The sequence below is a fragment of the Vibrio sp. QJM3NY_35 genome (assembly GCF_057785915.1).
In genome coordinates this window covers 2,806,872-2,830,796 of record NZ_CM173507.1, presented here as the reverse complement: position 1 = coordinate 2,830,796, position 23,925 = coordinate 2,806,872, and the positions used below count along the sequence as shown (strand labels likewise).

The 23,925-nt window shown below is 42.8% G+C and carries 19 protein-coding genes; 12 read left to right on the top strand and 7 right to left on the bottom strand.

Translation table 11 applies throughout. The features are described 5' to 3' along the window. Positions 1–142: 142 nt before the first annotated feature. Together dksA and sfsA are read right to left on the bottom strand one after the other, a co-directional pair. Complete coding sequence (gene dksA / locus AC3CH3_RS12630; protein WP_004738189.1) at positions 143–589, bottom strand: RNA polymerase-binding protein DksA; 447 nt, start codon at positions 587–589, stop codon at positions 143–145. A gap of 135 nt (positions 590–724) precedes the next feature. After that, a complete protein-coding gene (sfsA, locus tag AC3CH3_RS12625; RefSeq protein WP_048605721.1) occupies positions 725–1,450 on the bottom strand; it encodes a DNA/RNA nuclease SfsA in 726 nt (241 codons plus the stop codon). A gap of 94 nt (positions 1,451–1,544) precedes the next feature. Here sfsA and hrpB point away from each other — a divergent pair, with 94 nt between their 5' ends. From hrpB to AC3CH3_RS12600, 5 genes are all read left to right on the top strand, one after another. After that, on the top strand, positions 1,545–3,938 hold the full coding sequence (gene hrpB, locus AC3CH3_RS12620) for an ATP-dependent helicase HrpB (protein ID WP_488538177.1): 2,394 nt from the start codon (positions 1,545–1,547) through the stop codon (positions 3,936–3,938). Positions 3,939–4,008: 70 nt separating this feature from the next. Further along, on the top strand, positions 4,009–5,502 hold the full coding sequence (locus tag AC3CH3_RS12615) for a site-specific integrase (RefSeq protein ID WP_488537280.1): 1,494 nt from the start codon (positions 4,009–4,011) through the stop codon (positions 5,500–5,502). Further along, entirely contained in the window at positions 5,499–7,409 is a 1,911-nt protein-coding gene (locus tag AC3CH3_RS12610) for a site-specific integrase (RefSeq protein WP_488537279.1), read from the top strand. Before AC3CH3_RS12615 ends, AC3CH3_RS12610 begins: the two co-directional genes overlap by 4 nt. Beyond that, positions 7,409–9,451, top strand: a complete 2,043-nt coding sequence (locus AC3CH3_RS12605) for a hypothetical protein (RefSeq protein ID WP_488537278.1) — start codon at positions 7,409–7,411, stop codon at positions 9,449–9,451. The genes AC3CH3_RS12610 and AC3CH3_RS12605 overlap by 1 nt, the downstream gene beginning before the upstream one ends. Positions 9,452–9,457: 6 nt before the next feature. Beyond that, positions 9,458–9,877 carry a hypothetical protein gene (locus tag AC3CH3_RS12600; protein ID WP_488537277.1) on the top strand — a complete coding sequence of 140 codons (420 nt, stop codon included), beginning with the start codon at positions 9,458–9,460 and terminating at the stop codon, positions 9,875–9,877. Positions 9,878–10,345: 468 nt separating this feature from the next. Here the strand turns inward: AC3CH3_RS12600 and AC3CH3_RS12595 are convergent, their stop codons facing one another. Beyond that, positions 10,346–10,516 carry a hypothetical protein gene (locus AC3CH3_RS12595; RefSeq protein ID WP_488537276.1) on the bottom strand — a complete coding sequence of 57 codons (171 nt, stop codon included), beginning with the start codon at positions 10,514–10,516 and terminating at the stop codon, positions 10,346–10,348. 457 nt (positions 10,517–10,973) lie between these two features. Between AC3CH3_RS12595 and AC3CH3_RS12590 the strand changes: the two genes are divergently transcribed. The 4 genes from AC3CH3_RS12590 (at position 10,974) to AC3CH3_RS12575 (ending at position 12,138) form a co-directional block, all read left to right on the top strand. Beyond that, complete coding sequence (locus tag AC3CH3_RS12590; protein ID WP_488537275.1) at positions 10,974–11,243, top strand: hypothetical protein; 270 nt, start codon at positions 10,974–10,976, stop codon at positions 11,241–11,243. Positions 11,244–11,298: 55 nt separating this feature from the next. Continuing rightward, positions 11,299–11,601 carry a hypothetical protein gene (locus AC3CH3_RS12585; RefSeq protein ID WP_488537274.1) on the top strand — a complete coding sequence of 101 codons (303 nt, stop codon included), beginning with the start codon at positions 11,299–11,301 and terminating at the stop codon, positions 11,599–11,601. A gap of 15 nt (positions 11,602–11,616) precedes the next feature. Beyond that, positions 11,617–11,778 (top strand): hypothetical protein, encoded by a 162-nt coding sequence (locus AC3CH3_RS12580; RefSeq protein WP_488537273.1) that lies wholly within the window; start codon positions 11,617–11,619, stop codon positions 11,776–11,778. Between the two features lie 69 nt (positions 11,779–11,847). Then, positions 11,848–12,138 carry a hypothetical protein gene (locus AC3CH3_RS12575; RefSeq protein ID WP_488537272.1) on the top strand — a complete coding sequence of 97 codons (291 nt, stop codon included), beginning with the start codon at positions 11,848–11,850 and terminating at the stop codon, positions 12,136–12,138. Positions 12,139–12,356: 218 nt separating this feature from the next. On the opposite strand, the gene AC3CH3_RS12570 is transcribed toward AC3CH3_RS12575, so the two are convergent. From AC3CH3_RS12570 to AC3CH3_RS12555, 4 genes are all read right to left on the bottom strand, one after another. Next, positions 12,357–13,178, bottom strand: a complete 822-nt coding sequence (locus AC3CH3_RS12570; protein ID WP_488537271.1) for an RES domain-containing protein — start codon at positions 13,176–13,178, stop codon at positions 12,357–12,359. A gap of 338 nt (positions 13,179–13,516) precedes the next feature. Further along, complete coding sequence (locus AC3CH3_RS12565; protein ID WP_488537270.1) at positions 13,517–13,951, bottom strand: DUF2513 domain-containing protein; 435 nt, start codon at positions 13,949–13,951, stop codon at positions 13,517–13,519. A 26-nt stretch (positions 13,952–13,977) separates the two neighbouring features. Further along, complete coding sequence (locus AC3CH3_RS12560) at positions 13,978–14,391, bottom strand: hypothetical protein (protein ID WP_488537269.1); 414 nt, start codon at positions 14,389–14,391, stop codon at positions 13,978–13,980. 132 nt (positions 14,392–14,523) lie between these two features. Continuing rightward, positions 14,524–15,402 (bottom strand): hypothetical protein, encoded by an 879-nt coding sequence (locus AC3CH3_RS12555; protein WP_488537268.1) that lies wholly within the window; start codon positions 15,400–15,402, stop codon positions 14,524–14,526. Between the two features lie 671 nt (positions 15,403–16,073). Here AC3CH3_RS12555 and mrcB point away from each other — a divergent pair. The 3 genes from mrcB (at position 16,074) to acnB (ending at position 23,706) form a co-directional block, all read left to right on the top strand. Next, entirely contained in the window at positions 16,074–18,473 is a 2,400-nt protein-coding gene (mrcB, locus tag AC3CH3_RS12550; protein WP_488537267.1) for a penicillin-binding protein 1B, read from the top strand. A gap of 38 nt (positions 18,474–18,511) precedes the next feature. Further along, positions 18,512–20,845 carry a patatin-like phospholipase family protein gene (locus AC3CH3_RS12545; protein ID WP_488537266.1) on the top strand — a complete coding sequence of 778 codons (2,334 nt, stop codon included), beginning with the start codon at positions 18,512–18,514 and terminating at the stop codon, positions 20,843–20,845. A gap of 272 nt (positions 20,846–21,117) precedes the next feature. Beyond that, positions 21,118–23,706, top strand: a complete 2,589-nt coding sequence (gene acnB, locus AC3CH3_RS12540) for a bifunctional aconitate hydratase 2/2-methylisocitrate dehydratase (protein ID WP_029405579.1) — start codon at positions 21,118–21,120, stop codon at positions 23,704–23,706. Positions 23,707–23,925 lie beyond the last annotated feature (219 nt).

Genomic DNA, 23,925 nt, shown 5'->3' with positions numbered 1-23,925 from the left:
TAAGCTTCAATCTATAGGAAAAAGGTTTGATGTATAGAACTAAGGCTTAAAGCTGCTATTTACTATCAAGCGTGTGAAATACTTCGCTTGGATAACAAACAAAAAAGGGAGCCAAGGCTCCCTTTCTTTATATCTGCAAGAATTAACCTTGCATCTGTTTCTCTTTGATTTCTGCAAGTGTTTTACAGTCAATACAAAGATCAGCAGTTGGACGAGCTTCAAGGCGACGAATGCCAATCTCGATACCGCAAGAATCACAGAAGCCGAAATCGTCTTCTTCGATCTTGTCTAATGTCTTCTCAATTTTTTTGATAAGACGACGCTCACGGTCACGGTTACGTAACTCTAGGCTGAATTCTTCTTCTTGAGAAGCACGGTCAACTGGGTCTGGGAAATTTGCTGCTTCGTCCTGCATGTGGTGCACAGTACGATCAACTTCTTCCCTGAGCTGGTTGCGCCAAGCTGCTAAAATTTTTGTAAAATGTTCCGTTTGCTCAGGTGACATGTACTCTTCACCTGGCTTTTCTTGGTACGGTTCAACACCTGCGATGGCTAGGATGCCTAGCGCTTTTTTCTTAGATTCTGGCATACAGCATCTCCTATTTACACCTAGTCAACTGCAAAGCAGCTAATTTTAAGGCGGGTATCTATAGCAGAAAGAACGAATGGTGGCAAATACTCTTATTCAAACTTGCAATCAATGTGATTAGTTCAGCATCTTTGCTTAGCTATTGATAAATTCAACAGCTTGTTTTAGTTGTATTTGAGTATTGCTGAGCTCTGCTTTATAGCAAAGCACTTCAACTCCAGCGTCTTGTGCTTGTTTTAGTAATAACGAATATTTGGCGTCTATATGGTGTGCCGCAGACACTTTTTCAATACCTGAATGTAAAACAGTGAATAAAAGTACGGCTCTATTTCCAGATTCGACCATTTCTGTGAGTTCACGCAGATGTTTTTGGCCTCTGGTGGTGACCGCATCAGGGAAAAAGCCTTGCCCTTTAGTTGACGTTTCTTGCTCGTCGAGCAAAGTGACGCTTTTTACTTCGATATAACAAGGCGGCTTTTCGTTATCTTCAAGCAGAATATCAATGCGACTATTCTCACTGCCATATTTCACTTCGGTTCGTAACGCGTTATAGCCTAAGAGTTCAACTATAGTATTATTTTCAATTGCTTCCACTGCCAACTGGTTTGCTCGCGCAGTATTTACACAAATTCGGTGACCTTTGTCTGTTTCTGAGATCTCCCAGCTGTTTGGGTACTTTCTTTTTGCATTATCGGAGGTTGAGTACCACACCGTATTGCCAGGAGTCGCACATCCTGTCATCGCTCCAGTGTTAGCACAGTGGATAGTACGCTCGCTGCCGTCGGGAAGTTGGATATCAGTGAGAAAGCGTTTATAGCGTTTAATAAGAGTCGCTGGCTCTAATGGGGGATTGAACTGCATATTACTTATTTAGACAGGTAGGTTTTTATGTACAATGTTGCCAACATTACACCACAAGGTTCTCCCATTGCCACAACTGCCCATAGAAGCTGTGATGCCAGATCTGCTCGCTGGCGTAGAAACACACACTCAACTTATTCTAAAGGCCGCTCCCGGTGCGGGTAAGTCAACATTCTTCCCTTTACAGTTAGTTAAGACCAACGCCGTTCAAGGTAAAATCATCATGCTTGAGCCGAGGCGCTTGGCGGCAAGGAATATTGCCACTTACTTAGCGAGCCAATTGGGAGAAGAGGTGGGAGATAGCATTGGCTTTAGAGTTCGTGGTGAATCTAAAACCAGCAGTGCGACTCGCCTAGAGATTGTTACCGAAGGGATTATGACGAGAATGATCCAAACCGACCCTGAATTAACTGGGGTTGATATGGTGATCTTTGATGAATTTCATGAGCGCAGCATTCACGCCGATACCGCATTGGCGTTTAGCTTAGAGATCCAAGACGCGCTGCGTGACGATCTAAAAGTGATTGTGATGTCGGCAACCTTAGATCAACAAGCTCTGCAAACTTTGCTGCCGAATGCCAAATACGTTGAATCACAAGGTCGCACCTTTCCGGTCGATTTCCGTTATCAACCTCTTAACGCCAATGAATATCTAGCCCCTAAAATGGCCAACGTGATTCGCTCTCTGATGGAGAAAGAGTCAGGCTCACTTCTCGCCTTTTTGCCGGGCGTTTCTGCTATTAAACAGGTGGAATCTCAACTGGAACAACTCGCCAGCGATATCGATGTTTGCCCTTTGTATGGGCAACTCAGCTTTCCTCAACAGCAGAAAGCGATCGCGCCATCAGAGAAAGGGCGTCGAAAGGTGGTGTTAGCCACCAATATTGCTGAGACTTCTTTGACGATTGAAGGTATTCGACTGGTGGTCGATTCCGGGCTTGAACGTGTGGCGAAGTTCGATCTGAAAACCGGTATTACTAAGCTTGAGCAAGTGAAAATCTCGCAATCTTCAGCTGAGCAACGAGCGGGTCGTGCGGGACGAATTGAAGAGGGCTTGTGCGTTCGTTTGTACAGCGAAACGCAGCTGATGCAGCAACCTGCTGTACCTGAGCCTGAAATTCTACATTCAGATCTCTCTTCGCTGGTGGCTGAATTGACGCAGTGGGGCGCTGCAAATGCAGACGAGTTGCAATGGCTAGATATTCCGCCACAAGCTTCAGTGGAACAAGCCAAGCAACTGCTGCAAAGCCTTGAGCTATTAGATAGTAATGGCCAATTTACGGCGCTAGGTAAGCAGGCCCAGCGTTTAGGCCTTGAACCACGTATCGTCAGCATGCTGATAAAAGCGCAACAAGGCAGCCCAGCATTGCTGAATGCTGCGATTGTCGCCGCCGCTTTACTTGAAGAGCCTGAACGCAACGTCACTGATATTCAGCATTCGTTGCACCGGCTTAAACAAAGAAAGCATTCGAAAAAAAGCGTGGTGATGCAGCGAGCGAAAAGTCTCGCCAGCAAACTCAATCATCACTTAGATTTGTCACAAGCTGACGAATCATTGCTACCATTAGTGCTTTGTTTTGCGTTCCCGGACCGGATTGCACAAGTGAGAAGCGCGACCAGCAGTGCTTTCCTTCTAGCGAATGGCCACGGTGCTGAGGTTCGTGACGATGATCCATTGGCGAACAATGACTATATCGTAGTGATTGATTTGATGCGCAGCACAGGGCGAGCCAGTCAAATTTTCTTAGCCACCGCAGTTGATATTGCGCAGCTAGAAGCTCAATTTCCAAAACTGTTTGTGCGTTCCGATTACGCCGATTGGGATGAGAAGCGTGGTCGCTTAGTTGCCGAGCAGCGAGTGTCTCTGGGTAAACTGATTATCAGCACCAAAGCTTTACCTGAGCCCGATTCGAATCAGGCGAGCCAAGCGCTGCTCAACTATGTCGCTCGATGCGGGCTGGATCGATTACATTGGACACCTTCGGCTAAACAGCTGGTTGAGCGTGTACGCTGTGCTCAGCTTTGGATGCCTGAACATGATTGGCCAGCGATGGATGACGCGAGTTTGGTTGAACATATTGATGAGTGGCTATCACCCTATCTGAATGGCATTAAGTCGGCAAAAGGGCTGACTAGTGTTTCGATTGAGCAAGCACTGTCGGCGTATCTCGGTTGGCCTCTGAATCAAGAGATTGACCAGTGGCTGCCAACACATTATGTGATGCCTACAGGCAGTAAAAAAGCGATCCGATACCAGTATCAATCTGAACCCGTGATCTCGGTTCGAATGCAGGAAGTCTTTGGTGAACAAGATTCGCCATTGATTGCGCAAGGGCGTAAAAAAGTCGTGCTTGAGCTACTTTCTCCAGCACAGCGACCACTGCAAATTACTCAAGATTTAGCTGGCTTTTGGGCTGGCGCGTACAAAGAAGTACAAAAAGAGATGAAAGGCCGTTACCCAAAACATAACTGGGATTTGCCAGATTGACTGGGCACATGACATTTCCATATTGACACTTATGTGCACCTAGTTTAATGTTAACTCAGGTGCGTAAATTATGGATAATGACATGGACAGGTCGGAGCTAAAACGGAAGGCAAGAGCGCGGACAATACTACTTGAAGAATTTAAGTATGCCGATGCTGATATTTCATTAGATAGGTTAAGTCCTAATAGCGATCCTATTCGTGTGGAAGAAGAAACGTACTTCATTGATAACCCACACGATGTCATGAACACAGATGGTACGGTTTATCATTTCCCCGTTTTGTTTCATGAAGATATGACTCCTTTCCATGAGGCAAACCTATTCTTATTGAGTCTGGTTACAGATAGAGCCGAGAGCTACGGGCGAAAATCAACGTCACACAAACGTACAGATGACATTAGGCGCATCGCATCAATCTTGATTGAATACAAGTTGTTCTGCGAACAGAGTGACTTGGATTATCTTGATCTATCTCAGAGACGCTTAGTCCAGCGTCCGACCCACAAGTATTACAAGTATCTCTGTGATGAAAAAGACGAAGGAAGAATGTCAGGGGACAACCTTAATCAGCACACAAAAGCTGTATATGATTTCTATAAATACCTAGCTGAACAGGGTATATATGGGGTTGACCTCGAACGAGTAGACAAGACAGCAGACGGAACTTACTACAGGCCGGATTCAAGAGGGATAACAACAGCACACAAGTATGTTCGCCGCAGCCAAACCGTGACGACGCCAAATCAAGCAACTCCTTTGACTGAAGGGTATGTAAACGATGAGGGTGAACCTCTCAGACCTCTCAATAAAAATGAGCAAGAAATGCTTCTAAAGGTGCTTCAATCCGATAACTTTAGGCAGGATGAACGCCTTATGTCCTATGTGGGCATGTATACCGGAGCAAGAAAGCAAACCATTCTGACTATCAGAATGAAGCATCTAGAAAGGTTCAAGGAAAAGTACCTTAGAAAAGATAACACCTACCTATTAAATGCGGGGGTTGGAAATGGTATCGATACCAAATTCAACAAGCCGCAAGACCTATATATACCTAAAGCTCTCGCCGAACAGATTGTGATCTATGCGCGCTCTCCTCTTGCTGCGAGGAGGCGTAGAAAGTTTATCGAAAAAAACGGGCATATTCTTAATGACGAAGATATGTACCTGTTCATAAGCGATAAAGGTGAATGCCACTACATGGCTAAAGATGACCCCCGATATCGTAAAGTAAAGTCAAAACCGGAGGGTAAGAAGGCAAATGAAGTAGCTAAAAAGATATTGGCTTTAACACCGGATGAGTTTCCTTCTGACTTTGTTTTCCACTGGCTAAGAGCCACATTTGCATTGAAGTATTATTATTCCTTGATGCCTTTAGTAGCAGAAGGCGTAATACAAGTTGGTGATGAGATTTCAATGGTTCAACGAAGAATGCATCATGCCAACAGAGAAACAACTGAGGATTATCTAAAGTTATTTATGAGCATAGACTATCGTCGTGCGGCCCAGAATGAGTACGAAAGTATCCTGTTCGATGATTTTGACTTAGAAGTTGTTGGTTCATGATGTCGTCAATGATAAAGAGGGATGTGTTCTTCACTGAATACAATGAGTTGGATGGGGACTACGCCAGACCTGATTTATGTGTAATTAGAGGGTTAAGAAAACGTGGTCTTGATATAGGCTCCCTCTGTTACTCCAATAGGGAACGAGTCGTTAATTCAGCAAATAAAGACGGGATTCTCAAGGTAGAGCCTAAGTCATTGGTTAAATCAAGATGCTTTCTTGTTAACAAGTTCATTGAATCTCTTACCTTGAAGAACTACTCGAAGCAAACAGTGTTCTCCTATTGCCGTGATTTAAAATTGGTAATTAACTGGCTTGATGACCATGGTTACTCAAACGCATTTGATAGTGTTGATGATGCGTATAAGTCATATTTTGAGTTCTTCAATCTTAATAAAAACCCAAACGCAAATTCGAGTACCAGATGGGCATCTTCTACTCAAGAGGTGTTTAGGTCTTTGATAAGGTTGGTTTTTGATAAAGAGTCATCAATAAAAATTGTTTCTTCAGTGCCAGTTCTTAAATATGTGAAGCCTGAGGAAGATTCTTGTAGTCGTTCAGATGTGAAACAGATAGTCAATGTTAGTTTGAACTTAGCATACCAATTAATGGATCTTGTTGTTAATGAGAAAGAGTTTCCTTTCTTAATTAAGATGGATAGCTATAGCTCATTTCTATTTCAAACAAAGAGAGATTTTATTGTTACGCCATTTTCTGATAGTAGAAATAGAGTATTTAACTATGAAGATGGTTGTTTTAATACTGCTGAGGAAGTTAAGCGACTTTGTGCTAAAGATGGAGTTGAAGTAAAAACTCATACAGCTAATAAATTGATTAAATCATCTCAGAGTAACATGGACGAGGTTAATTCTAATAGTAGACATGAAATGAGGCTTATCTGTGCTTCATTGTCTCAGATGGCGTTTATAAAAATATTCTCTCTTATGACTGGTAGTTATGAGAGTGAGATCCGGAAGCTAACACTATCTGACGTTGAATCAGCCTATAGAGATATTCTAAATAATAATTACAAGGTAATTAAATCAAGAGCTAAGAATATTCCTATCTTATATGTCCTCGGTAAAGATGGAATGAAAATAATGCAAGATTACTTGAGGTTGCGAAAGTGGATACTAGATGGTAAGCAGTGTAAGTATTTGTTTTTCAGAATGGAGCATAATGGGAAGTACACAGGTGGGTATTCTCAGTTAAAGGATTCATTTTTATATAAGTACATGCGTAAGATTAAGGGGAGATATGTTAGAAGTGATATTAAGAACATATCACCAAGAGATGTAAGAAAGTATAAGTCTGACATTTTAAGTCAGCTAAGAGTGCACATAGATACCAGCGCCAATCTTCTGAATCATAAAGTTGAAACTAACTTAAAACACTACGCAGTAACAAGGCCAGAAAAACAACAACAAGAATTCACGGATTTTTTTGAGGCAGCGAAGGCCGCCGCAAAAATAATCCCAGTCAAACAAATTAAAGAGTATCAGAGAGATAATGACACTCCGTTGCCTACAGGACATTGCGATGACTTTAGCAAGCCAGAGGCTTTGGGCACTCCGATAATTGAACCCAATTGTAAGACTCAGTATGGGTGTCTTTACTGCAAGCATTACTGTGTTCATGCGGATGAGGAAGATCTAAGAAAGTTGTTTAGTCTACTTTTCGTAATTGAGGAAGTTATGGAAAATGCACCTAACTTTACGCGTTCTGAAGACTTGCTTAATGATTTGAGTCTGAGAGTGAAATATTTAATTGTTGAGATGTCATCTCTCAGCAAAAAACTATCTTCGCTCATAAAAGAAGTTGAGTATGACGTTATGGAGTTGGGCAACATCACGGACTTTTGGGAGTACAGAATGCAGCGCTATGAGTCATTAGGAGTGATAAATTAATGGAATACATAAACACATTGTTCATCAATGAACCTATGCAAAACGTAGAGCCAGATAGGTTCACCTTAATTGAAAAGTTTATACCACAAGATGAATTTGTTTTGTGCCGGAACAGTAACGGTGAGCCTACTGCAATATATGGTTCTATGACTTGGGATTTTGTACCATATCGCACATCTCCCTCGACCCGTGCCATTATGTGCTTCGAAGGGATTGTTAATGAAGAACACGGAGAACTCTCTCTGGTTTTAATTGATGAAGTGAAGCAAATTATGTTCTATTTAATGTATCATGTTCCTGCGGGTAAGTTCGGTACATTGCAAATATCAACATTAATGGGTTATTTCTATGCTCTTCGACAAGCATGCTATTTTTGTTTGTCTCAGACGTCTAATCCATTAATTAAATGTTTGACGATTAAAGAGCTAGTTGGCAATTATGTGTATCATCAAGCTTTTACTGATACTCAGGGCGGTAAGAAGTTCTGTAAAGTATGGCCTGCGTTATTAAATAGGCTTCGAAATAAGTCGAAGACTCTAATCGACATAGTAATTTCTGACACGCCAGTCCTTTCACCGAGTAAGAACGAAATAGAACAAACCCCGATAATACCTGAGCGATTGTATGTCGAACATATAAATTTTTTTGTTAATAGGGTTAAGTTATTACATTCGAGAAAGGATAGTTTAGCTGCTGCTGTTCTTGATATGGTGCCTGAACACTCTGGTTATACACATTCTAGGCTTAAAAGGTTATATGGCAAGAAAAATGAAGATAGATGGCCTGATATATATGATGATATTATTGAAAGGCATGGGTTATTTGATTTAATTGTAGTCTATTACAATGCCGAAAATAAGCATCAATTTGTAAGAGTTATTCATGATATATACACTGAGATGAGGCTGGCTATTCATTTTTTTACAGGTATGAGAAAGGATGAACTACTTAGGACATTGAATGACTGCATAAAAAAAGAAGTTGTCTCACCCGAATATGTAGATAAAAAGAGTCAAGTCACCAAAAAGGGTCGCTCAGTGAATATTATCCGACTGAAGTCAACCACCACAAAGTTCACTGGCTATAAGCAAGACTCAGCATGGATAGCAACACAAGAAGTAGTCGAGGCTGTAGAGGTTCTGGAGACTATAAATAAAAGCCTCCTAAGTCTTTATGATTGTGACTTTGATGAACTGCCTCTCTTTGCAAATCCATCTTTAATTACAAGAAGAAAAGGAGCCGTAGCTGAGACAACAGAGGGTTCAAAGCGCGTACAGCGACTTACTGAAAGGATAGGATTAACAATAACAGAAGAAGATTATCGATATCTGTGCGACAGTAACCCGCTTATTGACTATTCCACTAAGCCCGAATACCAAATAGGTCAACTTTGGCCGCTGAGGACGCATCAATGTCGTCGCTCCCTTGCCTTTTATGCTGCTAGTAGTGGTCATGTACGGATCAATACATTAAGAAAACAGTATAAGCATCTAACCCGAGATATGACCAAGTATTATGCTAAAAGCTTTGAACGCATTAAGTCTATATTTGGCTATTACGACCCAGAAACTCAAGAATACAAGCTTCCTGAAGGGCATGTAGCTTTTGAGTTTCAAGTAGCTGCCCCTATTAGTCAGGTCGATTTATTGATGGCTGACACAATAGATTCTGAGGATGTACTCTTTGGAAAAACAGGGGGGTATATTGAGAAGAGTAAGGAAAAAATCAAGAGTGGCGAGGTCGACATAAGGCTTGTTCGGAACGACACCCTCAAAAAAGTTGAAAATGGCGAAATTGCGTACCGTAGAACGTTACTTGGAGGCTGTACCAAAGTCGGAGGTTGTGACTGTGCAATACTTGGTGAGTTCTCAGATTGCTTCTATTCTGACTGTGCTGTTATCAAGGAAGGTAATGTCCGCGAGCAGATAAAGTCGTTAGAAAAAGAGATGGAAAAATACGATAGAGATTCAGGTGAGTATCTGATGCTAAAACAGGAGTTGGATGCATCATTGAGATATTTAGAACAACGTATACAGCGGTAGGTAGATATGGCTAGCAAAGGAATTGAGTTGTGTAAGGAAGCCTTTGAGCGAATCAAACGTGGCGAGGCTAGGGTTGAGAGGTTTAAAGGAATAGCTCAAGAGAACGTGACCGCTTCAATAGTCAGTCAGGAGGCAGGGTTCGATTCAGGCTACTTAAAAGGCAGTAGGGCTGCACATCAGCCTTTGATATCTTTAATAAATGCGTATAAGTCTGCCGCACCCAGTGAAACGTTATCCAAGAGCGAAGCGGTTAGAAGGGAGAAGGCTAAAACGGATAACGCAAAATCATTACAATCAACTGCTGAAAGCTTACTGTTTGACGCCTTAGGGAGAGAGTTAGTGCTGGTGAGAAGGCTAAAAGAGCTTGAGAAAGAAGTCGCTGAACTAAAGAAGGGAAGTAGCAATATCTTGGATTTTCGTCAGTAAAGTAATCTGCCCTGATTTGCCGGAAAAGTTCGTCTCGACCTTTCAATTTTTGGTGGTCATTATGCCCATTATGTTAAATAGGTTTTTTTATTGCATAAAACGGTTCTTCCATCGCAGATTTACGTTGAACCCTATAGAGTTGCACGTAAAACCAACAAGGGGATGCTGTTTCTCGATTACAAATTATGTTTCGTTTCGAAAGATAATTTGAAGAAAAATGGACATAAAACGATTCAGGTGGAATTTGGGTGAAATGCCTAAAAGTGTATTTTTGACATGGTAGTAGGGTCGCCTTCAAGTGTTAGCACCACCTGAGGGAGTTCTTCATATCAGACATAGTATTACTTGGATGGCGGGATAAATGGAACGGCTTCCATCCTTAGCGACGCCTTAAATGGCTCAGCCGATACGAAACCTCTCTATGCTATCAAGCTAGAGAGGTTTTTGATTTATTACGGCCATCCGACTTCAATCATTGGTTAAGTCCTCTTTTGTCAGAGCTAACAGAACACCTAGCTGATCGTCATCAGGCTCTATGTCCCCACTAACAACCCGCTGAGCTATAACCCACAGAATCTGCTCACTAGAAACCCCTAAAGCCTGCGCCTTGGCAGCCAACATCATCTCAAAATTCATCATGCAAATCCTCAATATATACTGTATATTTATACAGTATAATAGAAGTAATTTGTTGCGTGTTCAATGACCTCAATTCGTTACAGACACAACTATCGGCTAATAACCCTGACGCCATTAGGTATTATTGGGAGACCTGCTGTAACAGGTGATTGTATACCAGCCTTACTGCGGGATGGTGAGTTACACTACGCGCCCTATTTTGGCTCCATGGATGCTGGGCTATCCATTAACCGAAGACGGGTAAAGCTCGTTGGCATAGTGGCGTGGTCGCCAGATGTGGATGGGGTTGGCACATGGCATGAAATACCTGCCAGTGGGTATATTATTGGTGTTTATCAGAACGGTGGTTACTACGTAGCCTTGGAGAACGGAGAACCAATTTACTTTCCCATATAGGAAAGCTTGAACAAATTAAGGGCTATTTTTTTTCTACATAGGAAAATATGAGGAGATAAAAATGGAGAGAGTGAGGCAATTGGCGAAATGGGGTGCAACGGATGAGCAGGTTCTTCGAATTACAGCAGTAGTCGAACAGTCCGATATTGACTACATTCGAGAGGCATTGTTGGTAGCGTTTAGTAACCCGATAAATCAAGATGATTTTATGGGTAAGCGGAACCACAATGCGCCATTTAACGGCATGACGCCATTAGCATATCTAACAGAAGACCCAACAAGGGTAAAACGCTTAGCAGAGCATATACTAACGCTGGGTTCGCCATGGTGAGCTGTTGGGACACTATTAGGCATAGTATTGACGCCACGTAAAATTAGAGGTGACAATGAAAGATCTAACAAATGAGATTGCACTTCTCGATGAAAATGCCCTTCATGAATTTCGTATCGATGACGTGCGTTTACAGGGAGATAGAGCGGAGTTTCTAATGACCATCATTGCGTCACAGGACAATGTCGTATTGAGTCGCTGGAGAGTTGTTTGTGAGGATTGTCTAGGGATAACGGTAAGTCGTAGTGATATACCTCGTGATTATCGGATGAAATATGGTTTAATGATGATCGGAAAATCAAGTATTAAAGGCAGATATTTTAACGCTAGCAAAATTGACCACACAACCACGCCATAAAAAGGAATGATAGCTATGACAACACAAGGAGAGGAGATGCAACTTACAAATGCTCAGGTAGAAATCCTATTGCATCTCGTACAAAGTGAGATGGCTGGCTTTTGTGGGGATGTAGGCTATCAGGAGCTATTTCAGATACGGAAAATCCTAGAGGCGAAAATTAATAAAGAAGATTAAGCGCAATCATGCGAACCACAGTTACATGCAGGGTTGTAGTGCACTTACTGATTAATGGAGGCTAGGAGAATGGCTGACATAAAAAAAATGGTGTTACGGTTGTTTAGCCTCTGGGGGCTAGACAGCACAGAGCAATCTATTTTGCTGGGCATTATTGATGAAGACAAGTCGGTAAACATAGCGTTATTACAGATTCATGCCATGTTGAAACTGTTGTATCCAGACCACCCTGTTCGCTATGACTGGGTGTTGCGGTCTAACAGTCGCCTAGGTGGAGCTATGCCTATAAATGTCATGTTAGGAGGGGCTAGCGGCATTCAACAAATTAGGGAACTACTTAAGGCTCAATTGCTTCGATAATGTGTACTGACTCATACAGGATCTGACACCTTTGATGGTGAAGCGTGACCTAGTCCGTACAGACTGCTCTTTGTGCCGCCAAAGTTTCTTCTGGACAGAAGTTTGTTACAAGTTTTACTAAAATAGGTACTGTTACATAGTTTCGGATACACTGCTTAACTCAATTCCGGATAAAAATGGAGCACAGGTACTCTTTAAACAGTACGAATTTTTTAAAGTCACCAAATGATAGTTCCATCTTGAAGGATATTCTTGGGCTTTTTCAATAACTCAACGTCGAATAGACCGTAGGAGTATGCTTTTTTGACTTTGATAAGAGTGGTATACGCAAGACCAAGCAGGCAATCAGCTTTATCACATGGAAGTGCAATGTTTAGCCCACTATAGCTAGCAACACTATGGTACATAATGCCATCTAGTGATCTTTGCTTCTCAAACATCAATCTTGCTAATGTTCGGGAGTGGATGTAGTCATCTTGTGAGGCTTGAGGGTTGGTTATTATCTCATCAAAAAACATGTCAGGATACAAATATGCCATTGCTTTTTTTCGATCTTCTTTTTCTAACTTTTTCACAAGATTATCTAGAATTTGAGTGGTTCCCTTAGGTAAAAAACTCCCGCCACCTCTTGAGGCTTTGTACTTTTCACCAATGATTCCAACACGTACAGGCTTATCCTTCGGTTCGAAAAAACTAATCTGAACTACATCCCCTTCTTTGGCTCCAATTTCAGCTAACGCAACGTCAGTGGTGAGGCTTAAATATAGGAATGGGTTACCTTTTTCATTGATACGACCGACACTAGTTAAATGTCGCGGAGGGTAGTAAATTTCTGATGTGCTGTTAAACCCTTGACCACTTTCAGCAACCCTTGCTCTAACGAATGGCCTCTCGTAGTTAAAGCTAAAGTTAATTATGTCATAAAATTTGAGTGCGTAATTTATGCCATCCCTGATAAATTTTTCAGAATGGCTAGCTTTAATATCCACAGCTAAATTGTGCATGTAATCCAAATCAAGAACCCATTTTTGCTCTGTCACATCTTTTCCTTCTTTTTCTTCATCTTAATAAGGTTTGAGATTAGAGGATGTAAGTTTCAAACCTTATCATTCATTGAGTCATAGGTGCATTGAAAGCATCTTATTTCATATCTAAGGTACTAGAATAATTAAGGTAAAGAGTTAATCGTACAAATGTTAAGAGTGTTAGCTCTAAGAGGTTTCGGCGGCATTTTCGTGTTTCATGCCCCGTCAGCAAACCTCTGGACAGAAATCGTTTCTAAATAACTTGTGTCAGATTAGAAAAGTATCTTGAAATCTTACAGATAAAGAGTGCGCTAGAAACTAACCTATTTACATAATAACCTTTTGTTATACAGCTATTCCGCTGCTAGCAACTGATCTAATTTTTTCTTTGCGTAGTGCTCTAATAGTTTCTGCCCACCGTCAAAAATTGACCTGAACGGTGCATCCTTAAGCTCTGTCGATAGCTTATTAAGTATCTCTTTATTAGTTAGCGATTTAGAAAAGTCATGACCCTTTTGAGTAAGGCGGAACTTCTTGTTTTGTGAACGATAACTGCCGTCACCATTGAGCAAGATACCAATTGTGGCTAAACCTAAATTGTCTCCGTTGACGTCACTTATGAGATAACTGTCTAGCATGAGTTGAATATGAAACAAAAAACTGTCATCCAGCATTGGCGAACCAACTTCGATACCAGCCAAATCAAACTCTTCTAGCCCCACCATTGCTGTGTCGGATTCAAGAAAAACAGAACACAACTTTGACATATATTCCAAATTTATCTGCATATTACCTCTTGTTTTATAAAGCCTTGTTATAACTTTCTCAAGGAGTCCCCAAAATTTTCACGGATACCAGCTTCTTCAATTGAATATTGATAGGTAACATAAAATGCTGCCGCAAACATAGCTAGAGCCGCCAAAAATGAAAAGTTTGCAACTAAAGCTAAGACTGCAACGATAAAAGATAGAAGGCTCCACGTATGAAACCGTTGAACGCCGACATATTCAGAATCCAACGCAGTACCTTTACCTGCTAATTTGTTATTGAATGCGATAAAAGCAATAACACTATTCAAACTTAGGCTAATGGCAAAGGAAAACGTCGATAATTCAAGAAGAAACGATTTGGAAACATCAACATTCCCGCTCAAAATAGCCATAAAGTAGGCGAAAGATGCCGCAGAAAAACCAGAACTCAACCAAATATAGCCGTCATATTTCTTCACTGTTGTAAATTTCTCCCGAGAGTTATAACACTCCATACTAAACTAAGTACATAGTCCGCTATTAGTGAAAGTAGGTCAATTAATGGCAAAAGAAGCGTGTCCTAAATCTTGGGTTAGCAAACAATGGGGCAGTTATGTGTTCATAAAAAGCACGATTATTACTGCCAGTATGAGAAGCAATATTGGTAGCTTTGAGGCGGTATTGTTTTTCTTGGACTCCTTAGGTGGCGTCTCCACAACATTAAAAGTGGATGCGATGTTTGTAGCACTTGAAGGAGTTCCTTTTTGTTCTAAGCTATCTCTTATCTCATCATCTTCTTTGAGTTCATCTTTGTAACGGTTAATCACCGTATCTAATGACACATTCAACAATGTACAATAGGTCTTTGCTGTATTGGTGCCTTTAACCAATTCATAAACTTCGCTTGGCTCAGTAGTTAGCTGGTCAATCAACATGTATTGCGGTCTGCCGATTCTATGCTCCAATAAGTAACCGTTAATAGATCGCTCACGCCCATAGCCAGTGACCAAAAGCCCAGCTACCAACTCTTCCAAAGGTGTTTTATCTTGGCTTTTTTCTCTTTGTACTTGCCTAAGCATAGACTCATAGACCGAATAGACTAGATCCCAATCTTGCTTTTCGGTCGCTTCAGCTAGGTTAGTATGAGACTCTCTCCATCTAGCATCTGCAATTGGCACATAGACTTCATCAACATTCCATTCTTTTGCTAAATTTTTACGTGAATTTAATACGCCCTTATTAGCTTCATACCATTCATGCCACCATCCATCGGCTAGCGCTTTCAGTTCTTCCAACAGAAACAAATCGCCCTCACGATAGAGGCGTTGATCACTAGACAATGGCTCTTTTCTTGGGTAAATGGGCTTCTTACAAGATTTACACTTTGCTTTACGTTTAGATACTTTCTCTAGCTCGTAGTTACAGTAAGGGCAATGTGACGTAGTACCGCAATTAGCTGCTAGCACTTTTAACTGTTCTTTCCTTTTCATAAAACGCTACCCAAGAATCTAAATAAAACCAATAATATATCACCATCTTACATTAGAAAATGTTGGTCAATATGATCGTGCTTGTTTAGTGGAGAGCAAGAACTCTAAGTAGGGAAGGGGCAATGCTGAACTTGCGACTGGTCTGTTCAACTAGTGCGTAGGTATTGGTTGCTAGTGTATAGCTGAAGCTTACCTCGTTGAACACCCCCAATACATCATAAACCGATTGGAAATACGGGACTTATCCACCTTTGCTTAAATTAGGTAACACCCTGTTTTTGTTTTCGTTCAGGTGTTAGAAAAACTAAATTATGTGGAAAAAAGGTAGTTTACTTGGTTTTACCTTGGGCTGTTTGTCCAAATGACCATAGCCACGTAAACTACTCAACTTTATATATTGATGATTGGCATCGACGGCAGTAACGATTGTTTGTTTGACGTATAGTTGTCAATCTAAGTGACTTTTACTGTCAATGTAACGAGTAAGATAGTCAATGGTTTTCCAGTAACTATTTGTCAATCTAAGTTGGCGGTATTTTTGTATTTTTATAAGAAATTAAGGGTTTTGGAGGGTTGTCAATGCCTATACATTTTCATGTTACAAATCATCCTTGGCCGGATGACCCTGCTAACCATGTAGCAACCACTAAAACCAAACGACAGTTGAATCGATGATGACCAAAATGTTAACGCCAAAAAAGGCACCACCTAAAAAAGCGCCAACAAAGAAGTCACTCGCGACCAAAGCCAAGCCAAGAAAACCAAGAGCGGCTGCGAAAAAGACCAAACCTAAGGCTAAGAAGTCAGGTCAAAGAGGTTGGTTGAAGATCCTGTGGGGTATTTCTTGGAAAGCGGGCATAGCGCTCGCGGCATTGCTGTTGTTTGTCGGTATTTATCTTGATTCTGTGGTCAAGCAGCGTTTTGAAGGTCAGCTGTTTGATTTGCCAACCGTGGTTTATGCGCGAGTACTAGACCTGTCTCCTGGAACTCCAGTGAGTTTGGTTCAGGTTAAGAATGAGCTCGATGTACTTAATTATCGTAAGGTGAACGCGCCTCGTCACCCGGGCGAATACTCCTCTTCTTCAACCAAGATTGAAATGATTCGTCGTCCGTTCGAGTTTGTCGATGGACCCGAAGCGGATCGTCATGTGATGCTGCATTTCAACGGTAACGAGTTAACTCGAATTCAGTCGTTAGAGAAGAAAGGCGACATGGGGTATTTGCGTGTTGAGCCGAAAATGCTGGGCATGCTTGAGAAAAGCAACGACGAACAACGACTGTTCTTAAAACGTAACCAATTCCCAGAAGTGATGGTTGATGCGCTACTGGCGACCGAAGACAGAAATTTCTATCAACATGATGGGGTTTCGCCATTGGCGATCGCTCGTGCGATGGTGGTGAATGTTAAAGCCGGGCGCACGGTACAAGGTGGTAGTACGCTGACTCAGCAGTTGGCGAAGAACCTGTTCTTGTCCAGTGAACGTACATTGTGGCGTAAGGTTCGTGAAGCCTACATTGCGCTTATCTTAGACCATCGTTACAGCAAAGATCGTATTCTAGAGGCTTACTTAAACGAGGTTTACCTTGGGCAAAATGGCGGGCAAGCGATTCATGGTTTCGGTTTGGCGTCTCGCTTGTACTTCGGTCAACCTATTCAAGAGCTCCGTATTGATCAGCTAGCACTGCTTGTCGGTATGGTAAAGGGACCTTCGTATTACAATCCGGTTCGTTATCCTGAGCGTGCTAAGACTCGACGCGATTTGGTTCTTCGTTTATTGATGCAACAAGACATCTTAACTCCGCGACAATACGAAGAGGCGGCGAGTCGTGATTTGGATATTCAAGACAACCCACGTATTGCTAGCCGTCAGCCCGCTTACTTCCAGCAAGTCAATATTGAGCTTAAGAAGTATGTCGGCGATCGATTTGAAGCGAAAAAAGGCATTCGAGTTTTTACCTCTTTGGATCCGGTTTCCCAAGACAAGTTAGAGAAGTCGATTGCACGTAAGGTGCCTGATTTATCGAAAACCGCAGGTAACAAACTGGAAGCTGCAGCTATTGCCGTGGATAGAAATACCGGTGAAATCCGAGCTATGGTCGGTGGTAAACGTACTGGCTACGATGGTTTTAACCGTGCCTTGAATGCGAGTCGTCCTATTGGTTCTTTGGTTAAGCCTGCAATCTACTTAACCGCCTTAGAACAACCCCAAAAATACACATTGGCGACAACACTGAAGGACACGCCACTGAGCTTGAAAGGCAGTAAAGGCAGCGTATGGAGCCCAAGAAACTTCGATCGTAAGTTCCGCGGAGATGTGCCCTTGTATGTGGCGCTTTCTAAGTCTTACAACGTACCTACCGTTCGTTTGGGCATGCAGTTAGGCATTGATAGTGTCTCGGATACGATTGAAAAGCTGGGTGTCGATAAAAATGAGATTCGCCCAGTGCCGTCGATGTTTTTGGGTTCGTTCTCACTGACTCCGTTCCAAGTAGCGCAGATGTACCAAACCATTACCAACTCTGGTCGTATCGCACCTTTGTCTGCGCTTCGCTCAGTTGTTGATAACGATGGTGAGGTTTTGTATCAGTCGATTCCTCGTGTATCACAAAGCGTCGACCAGCAAGCCGCTTGGTTAACAACCTATGCAATGAAACGTGGCGTATCTGAAGGTACGGGTCGTTTCCTACAAGGTCAGTTTGCATGGGCAGGATTAGCTGGTAAAACGGGCACTAGTAATGACAGCCGAGACAGTTGGTTCGTGGGCGTAGATGGCCGTGAAGTGACGACCATTTGGCTAGGGCGTGATGATAATAAGCCGACTAAGCTTACTGGTTCGAGTGGTGCGTTACGTGTTTATGCCGATTATCTCAAACAGAGAACACCCGAGCAGTTATTGCTGCCTTGGCCGACAGGAATTGCTACCGCTAACTTTACTCGAACTTCTCAAGGGGCTTTAGAGTTTGATTGTGATGGCGCAGTCAAACTGCCAGTTTGGGATGAGGATGGGAACATTAAAAAGGGTTGTGAAAGTCAACCAAAACAGTGGCTAAAGAAGCTTTTTCAGTGGTAAAGTCGTAACAAGAAAGAATGACAAGGACAGTTAAAATAATGATTTCTCGTTGGTTAGTGAGTGGCTTAGGCATTGTCGGTACTGTGATCAGTTTTCAGCTGTTTGCATCCACCGAGACACAGGTTGATCAATCTCAGCAGGCTGAACAAGCTCATAAAAGACCAACCGTTGCTGTCGTTCTTGCTGGTGGTGGGGCAAAAGGTGCAGCTCACATTGGTGTGCTTAAAGCTCTAGAAGAGATGCAAATCCCGGTTGATTATATTACCGGTACCAGTATGGGCTCATACGTTGGTGGTCTTTATGCGACAGGGATGAGCGCAGACGAGATCGAGAGCTTTATTTATACGGTCGATTGGAATCGCGGTTATCGTGATCGCGTTAACCGTAGTGATCGCCGTGTACGTGACAAAGAATATGAAGACCGCTACCAACTGAACACCGATCTCGGCTTAGGTTGGGGCGAAATCAAAGCAAGGAAAGGGGTGGTTCAAGGTCAGAATATGTTGCGTATTCTACGTGAGACCACAGGTAACCTCTCTCCGCTCGACTCTTTTGACCATCTTGCTATTCCCTACCGTTCAGTCGCAACTGACATTATCGAACTTGAAGAAGTGGTCATCGATCATGGTCACCTTGTCGATGCCATGATGGCCAGTATGTCGGTACCCGGTGCGCTTCCCCCTTATTCGCTAGATGGTCGAATGCTGGTTGATGGTGGTGTCACCAATAATATGCCAGTCGACGTTGCCAGAGCGATGGGAGCGGACATTGTCATTGCGGTGGATATCAGTACCAATTACAAAGGCAAAGAAGACTTCACGAATTTTCTAGCGGCAGCTGACCAACTTTCTAATTATCTGGTTCAACGCAGCACTCAGGAGCAAGCTGAAACACTGACCGATGATGATGTTTTCCTACGCCCTGATGTTGGGCAAATGGAGACGACAGAATTCGATAAAATGCCGGGTGCCTACCAAGCCGGTTATGACGCAGCGATTCAGAATAGCTCTGAGCTTTCTAAGCTGTCACTCTCTAACGCAGACTATCAGCATTATATCGAGGACAAACAAAAAGCACGCAGACAGCTGAAGCACGGCGATAAGACCGTCGTTGACCGAGTTGTTATCAATAACAATACCCACTATTCCGATAAGCTGATCGAAAACCGTTTAAACCTAGATTCCGGTAAGATCTTAAAGACCAGTGAAATTGAATCTAAAGTGCAAGACCTCTATGCACTGGATAGATTTGAGTTGGTCACTTATGAGTTTGATAATGTTGACGGTGAAGAGCAACTTACGGTGAATGTGGATGAAAAGTCTTGGGGGCCAAACTACCTCAACTTTCGTTTCTTTCTTGAAGATGATTTCTCTACTACTAGCCAGTACTCGATCGGTGTCTCCGCCAACTTTACCGATATCAACTCGCACGGTGCAGAGTTAAGAACCAATATCGAGATGGGTACGGATAAACGAATTGAGGCCGAACTCTACTCGCCATTCTTTTCGAGTCAAAAATTGTTCACTTCTGCATCGGTTGTTTATAGCAAGGAAAACAGAAATCTACCGGTAGATATTGACGATATTGAAGAGCCGACACTGGACGTAACGAAAGACTACTTTCCAATGACCTATAGCGAGTATGTCGGTGAATTAGCGTTAGGCTATCAACCTACCTTATGGCAAGAGCTGAAGTTTGGTGTTCGTTATACTGATGGGGATGTTGAGGTGGCTTCTTTACCTTCGTTAGGTAATGGTGGTTACACGCGTATTGGTGGATTTATCAATTATCGATTGGATACTTTGGATAACTTCAGCTTGCCAGCTGAAGGTTATTTTGTTGATTTAGAATACCTTGTTTCTCATGATGACTTTCAGAATGATAGCTCGATTAACGAAACAGAGTTGACGTCTGAGAGCGATACGGTTTATGAGTTTTCGGCTAATTTAATGGCAGCAAAGAGTATCGAGAAGCATACTTTAGTCGCAAAGCTCGATTACGGTATTGCAGAGAGCAAAAATTCGATTTTCCCTATTGATCCCAAAGAGCTTGGTGGCTTCTTAAACCTATCAGGTATTCCAAGGAACAGTATGATTGGTCAGAACTTGGCGTACACCAGCCTTATTTATCGTTATAAGTGGTTTGAAAATGACTTCGGCCTCTTTGAATCACCATTCTACGTGGGTGCATCCATTGAGCATGGTGGTGTTTGGTCGAACAATGATTTGAGTATTGATGAAGCGCCAATGTACACCGCGGGTTCTGTTTTCGCAGGTGTCGATTCACCAATCGGGCCGATCATTTTAGCTTATGGCCGAACCGAAGATAATTTCGATTCGGTGTATCTGATTGTAGGTACGTCCTACAAATAATCATGCGCAGAGTCGCCATTTAAGTGCGTAATTAGGCAAAAATAGTGGGACTTTCGTCTTAACTTGCTATGTTGGTCAAAATGATAAGATTTTAATTTAACGTTAAATTTGCTATTCTACCGCCCACAGTTTGGCCTCTATGACGCCGCTCATCAATACAAATTGAATGACAAAAATGGCAATGGAGAGCCAAGTTTCCAAGGATGTTCACTTCTTTATTTTACTAACAATTATGAAGGGAAGAAGTGAACCGCAATGAGAGGAAAAAAGTCGTGCTTGAAGCCTACCGTAAACACGTCGAAGAACGTGCTGCCGAAGGAGTTGTTCCAAAACCACTAGATGCTGAGCAGGTAGCTGGCCTAGTTGAACTTCTGAAGAATCCACCTCAAGGTGAAGAAGAAATCATTCTTGACCTACTAGAAAATCGCATTCCACCGGGTGTAGATGAAGCCGCTTACGTAAAAGCTGGCTTCCTTACGGCTATCACTAAAGGTGAAGTAGCTTCTCCACTAGTAAGCAAAGCAAAAGCTGCAGAATTGCTTGGTACCATGCAAGGCGGCTACAACATCGAATCTCTAGTATCTCTACTAGACGATGCTGAGCTTGCTCCAATCGCTGTTAAAGCTCTATCTCATACTCTACTGATGTTCGATGCGTTCTATGACGTAGAAGAGAAAGCGAAAGCTGGCAATGCATCTGCACAACAAGTGCTTCAATCTTGGGCTGATGCTGAATGGTTTACAGCGAAAAACAAAGTAGCGGAAAAGATCACCGTTAAAGTATTTAAAGTTACCGGTGAAACGAACACCGATGACCTATCTCCAGCGCCTGATGCATGGTCACGTCCTGACATCCCAGTACACGCGAAAGCGATGCTGAAGATGGAACGTGATGGCATTACTCCAGATGAACAGGGTAGCGTTGGTCCAATCAAACAAATTGAAGAAATGCAAAAAGATGGCATTCCACTGGCTTACGTTGGTGATGTTGTTGGTACAGGTTCTTCACGTAAATCGGCAACAAACTCAGTACTTTGGTTTATGGGTGAAGATATCCCATTCGTACCAAATAAGCGTACTGGCGGTGTTTGTCTTGGTGGTAAAATTGCACCAATCTTCTACAACACAATGGAAGATTCAGGCGCACTACCCATTGAACTGAACGTACAAGATATGAACATGGGCGATATCATTGATATCTACCCGTACGAAGGTGTTGTTCACAAGAACGGTTCTGTGATTTCAAACTTTGAGCTAAGCAAAGTACTTCTTGATGAAGTGCGTGCTGGTGGCCGTATTCCACTGATCATCGGTCGTGGTCTAACGGGTCGTGCTCGTGACGCTCTAGGTCTAGAAGAAACGGATCTGTTTGCTAAACCAATCGACCCATCTGCATCTGATAAAGGCTACACGCTAGCTCAGAAGATGGTTGGTAAAGCATGCGGCGTTGAAGGTGTGCGTGCTGGTCAGTACTGTGAACCTAAAATGACGACAGTCGGTTCTCAAGATACGACCGGTCCTATGACTCGCGATGAGCTTAAAGATCTGGCGTGTCTTGGTTTCTCTGCAGACCTTGTAATGCAGTCTTTCTGTCACACATCGGCATACCCTAAACCAGTCGATGTAAACACTCACCATACGCTACCTGATTTCATCATGAACCGTGCGGGTGTTTCACTTCGTCCGGGTGATGGCGTTATTCACTCATGGCTAAACCGTATGCTTCTTCCTGATACTGTAGGTACAGGTGGTGACTCGCATACTCGTTTCCCTCTAGGTATTTCATTCCCTGCGGGATCTGGCTTAGTAGCATTTGCTGCGGCAACTGGCGTTATGCCTCTTGATATGCCTGAATCTATCTTGGTTCGCTTTAAAGGTGAAATGCAGCCGGGTATCACGCTACGTGACCTAGTACATGCAATTCCTCTTTACGGTATCAAGCAAGGTCTACTAACGGTAGAGAAAGCCGGTAAGATTAACGAATTCTCTGGTCGTGTACTAGAAATTGAAGGTGTTGAGCACTTATCTGTTGAGCAAGCATTTGAGCTTTCTGATGCATCTGCTGAGCGTTCTGCTGCAGGTTGTACGGTTAAGCTATCTCAAGAGTCTATCGATGAGTACCTGAACTCGAATATCGTTATGCTTAAGTGGATGATTGCTGAAGGTTACGGTGATGTTCGTACGATTGAGCGTCGTATCACAGCAATGGAAGAGTGGTTAGCGAACCCTGAGTTGCTATCTGCTGATTCAGATGCGGAATACGCGCATGTTATTGAGATTGATCTTGCTGACATCGATCAACCAATCCTATGTGCACCAAATGATCCAGATGATGCTCGTCTTCTTTCGGACGTTCAAGGTACTGAGATTCAAGAAGTGTTCATCGGTTCTTGTATGACGAACATCGGTCACTTCCGTGCTGCAGGTAAGATGCTAGAAGAGTTTAACGGCTCGCTAAATACTCGCCTATGGGTGGCTCCGCCAACGAAGATGGATAAAGACCAACTGACAGAAGAAGGCTACTACGGCATCTTCGGTCGTGCTGGGGTACGTATCGAAACTCCTGGCTGTTCACTATGTATGGGTAACCAAGCTCGTGTTGCTGATGCTTCGACGGTTATGTCGACGTCAACGCGTAACTTCCCGAACCGCTTAGGTAATGGCGCGAACGTTTATCTGGCTTCTGCTGAGCTTTCTGCTGTTGGCGCGATTCTAGGTCGCATCCCAACGAAAGAAGAGTACTTAGAGTACGCTGAGAAGATTAATGCAACGGCTGCTGATACATACCGTTACCTGAACTTCCATAAAATGGGTCAGTACACGGAAAAAGCAGACACGGTTATCTTCCAAGAACCAGCTTAGTTCCTCGTTATATTTGTAGCTGCAGCGTTGTTGACTGCGTACGTTCACCGGAGCGCCGGCCGCCCTAATCACATAGAGCTTCTATGCTCATAGGGATGAACGAACTTGTCGCCTAACTGCAACTCCAACTATTTAGAGGAACCCAAATGATAGAACGTCTACTTCGGTAGGCGTTTTTTTATGTCCGAATACTGGACGACGAGCGACTCGATCTCTTGA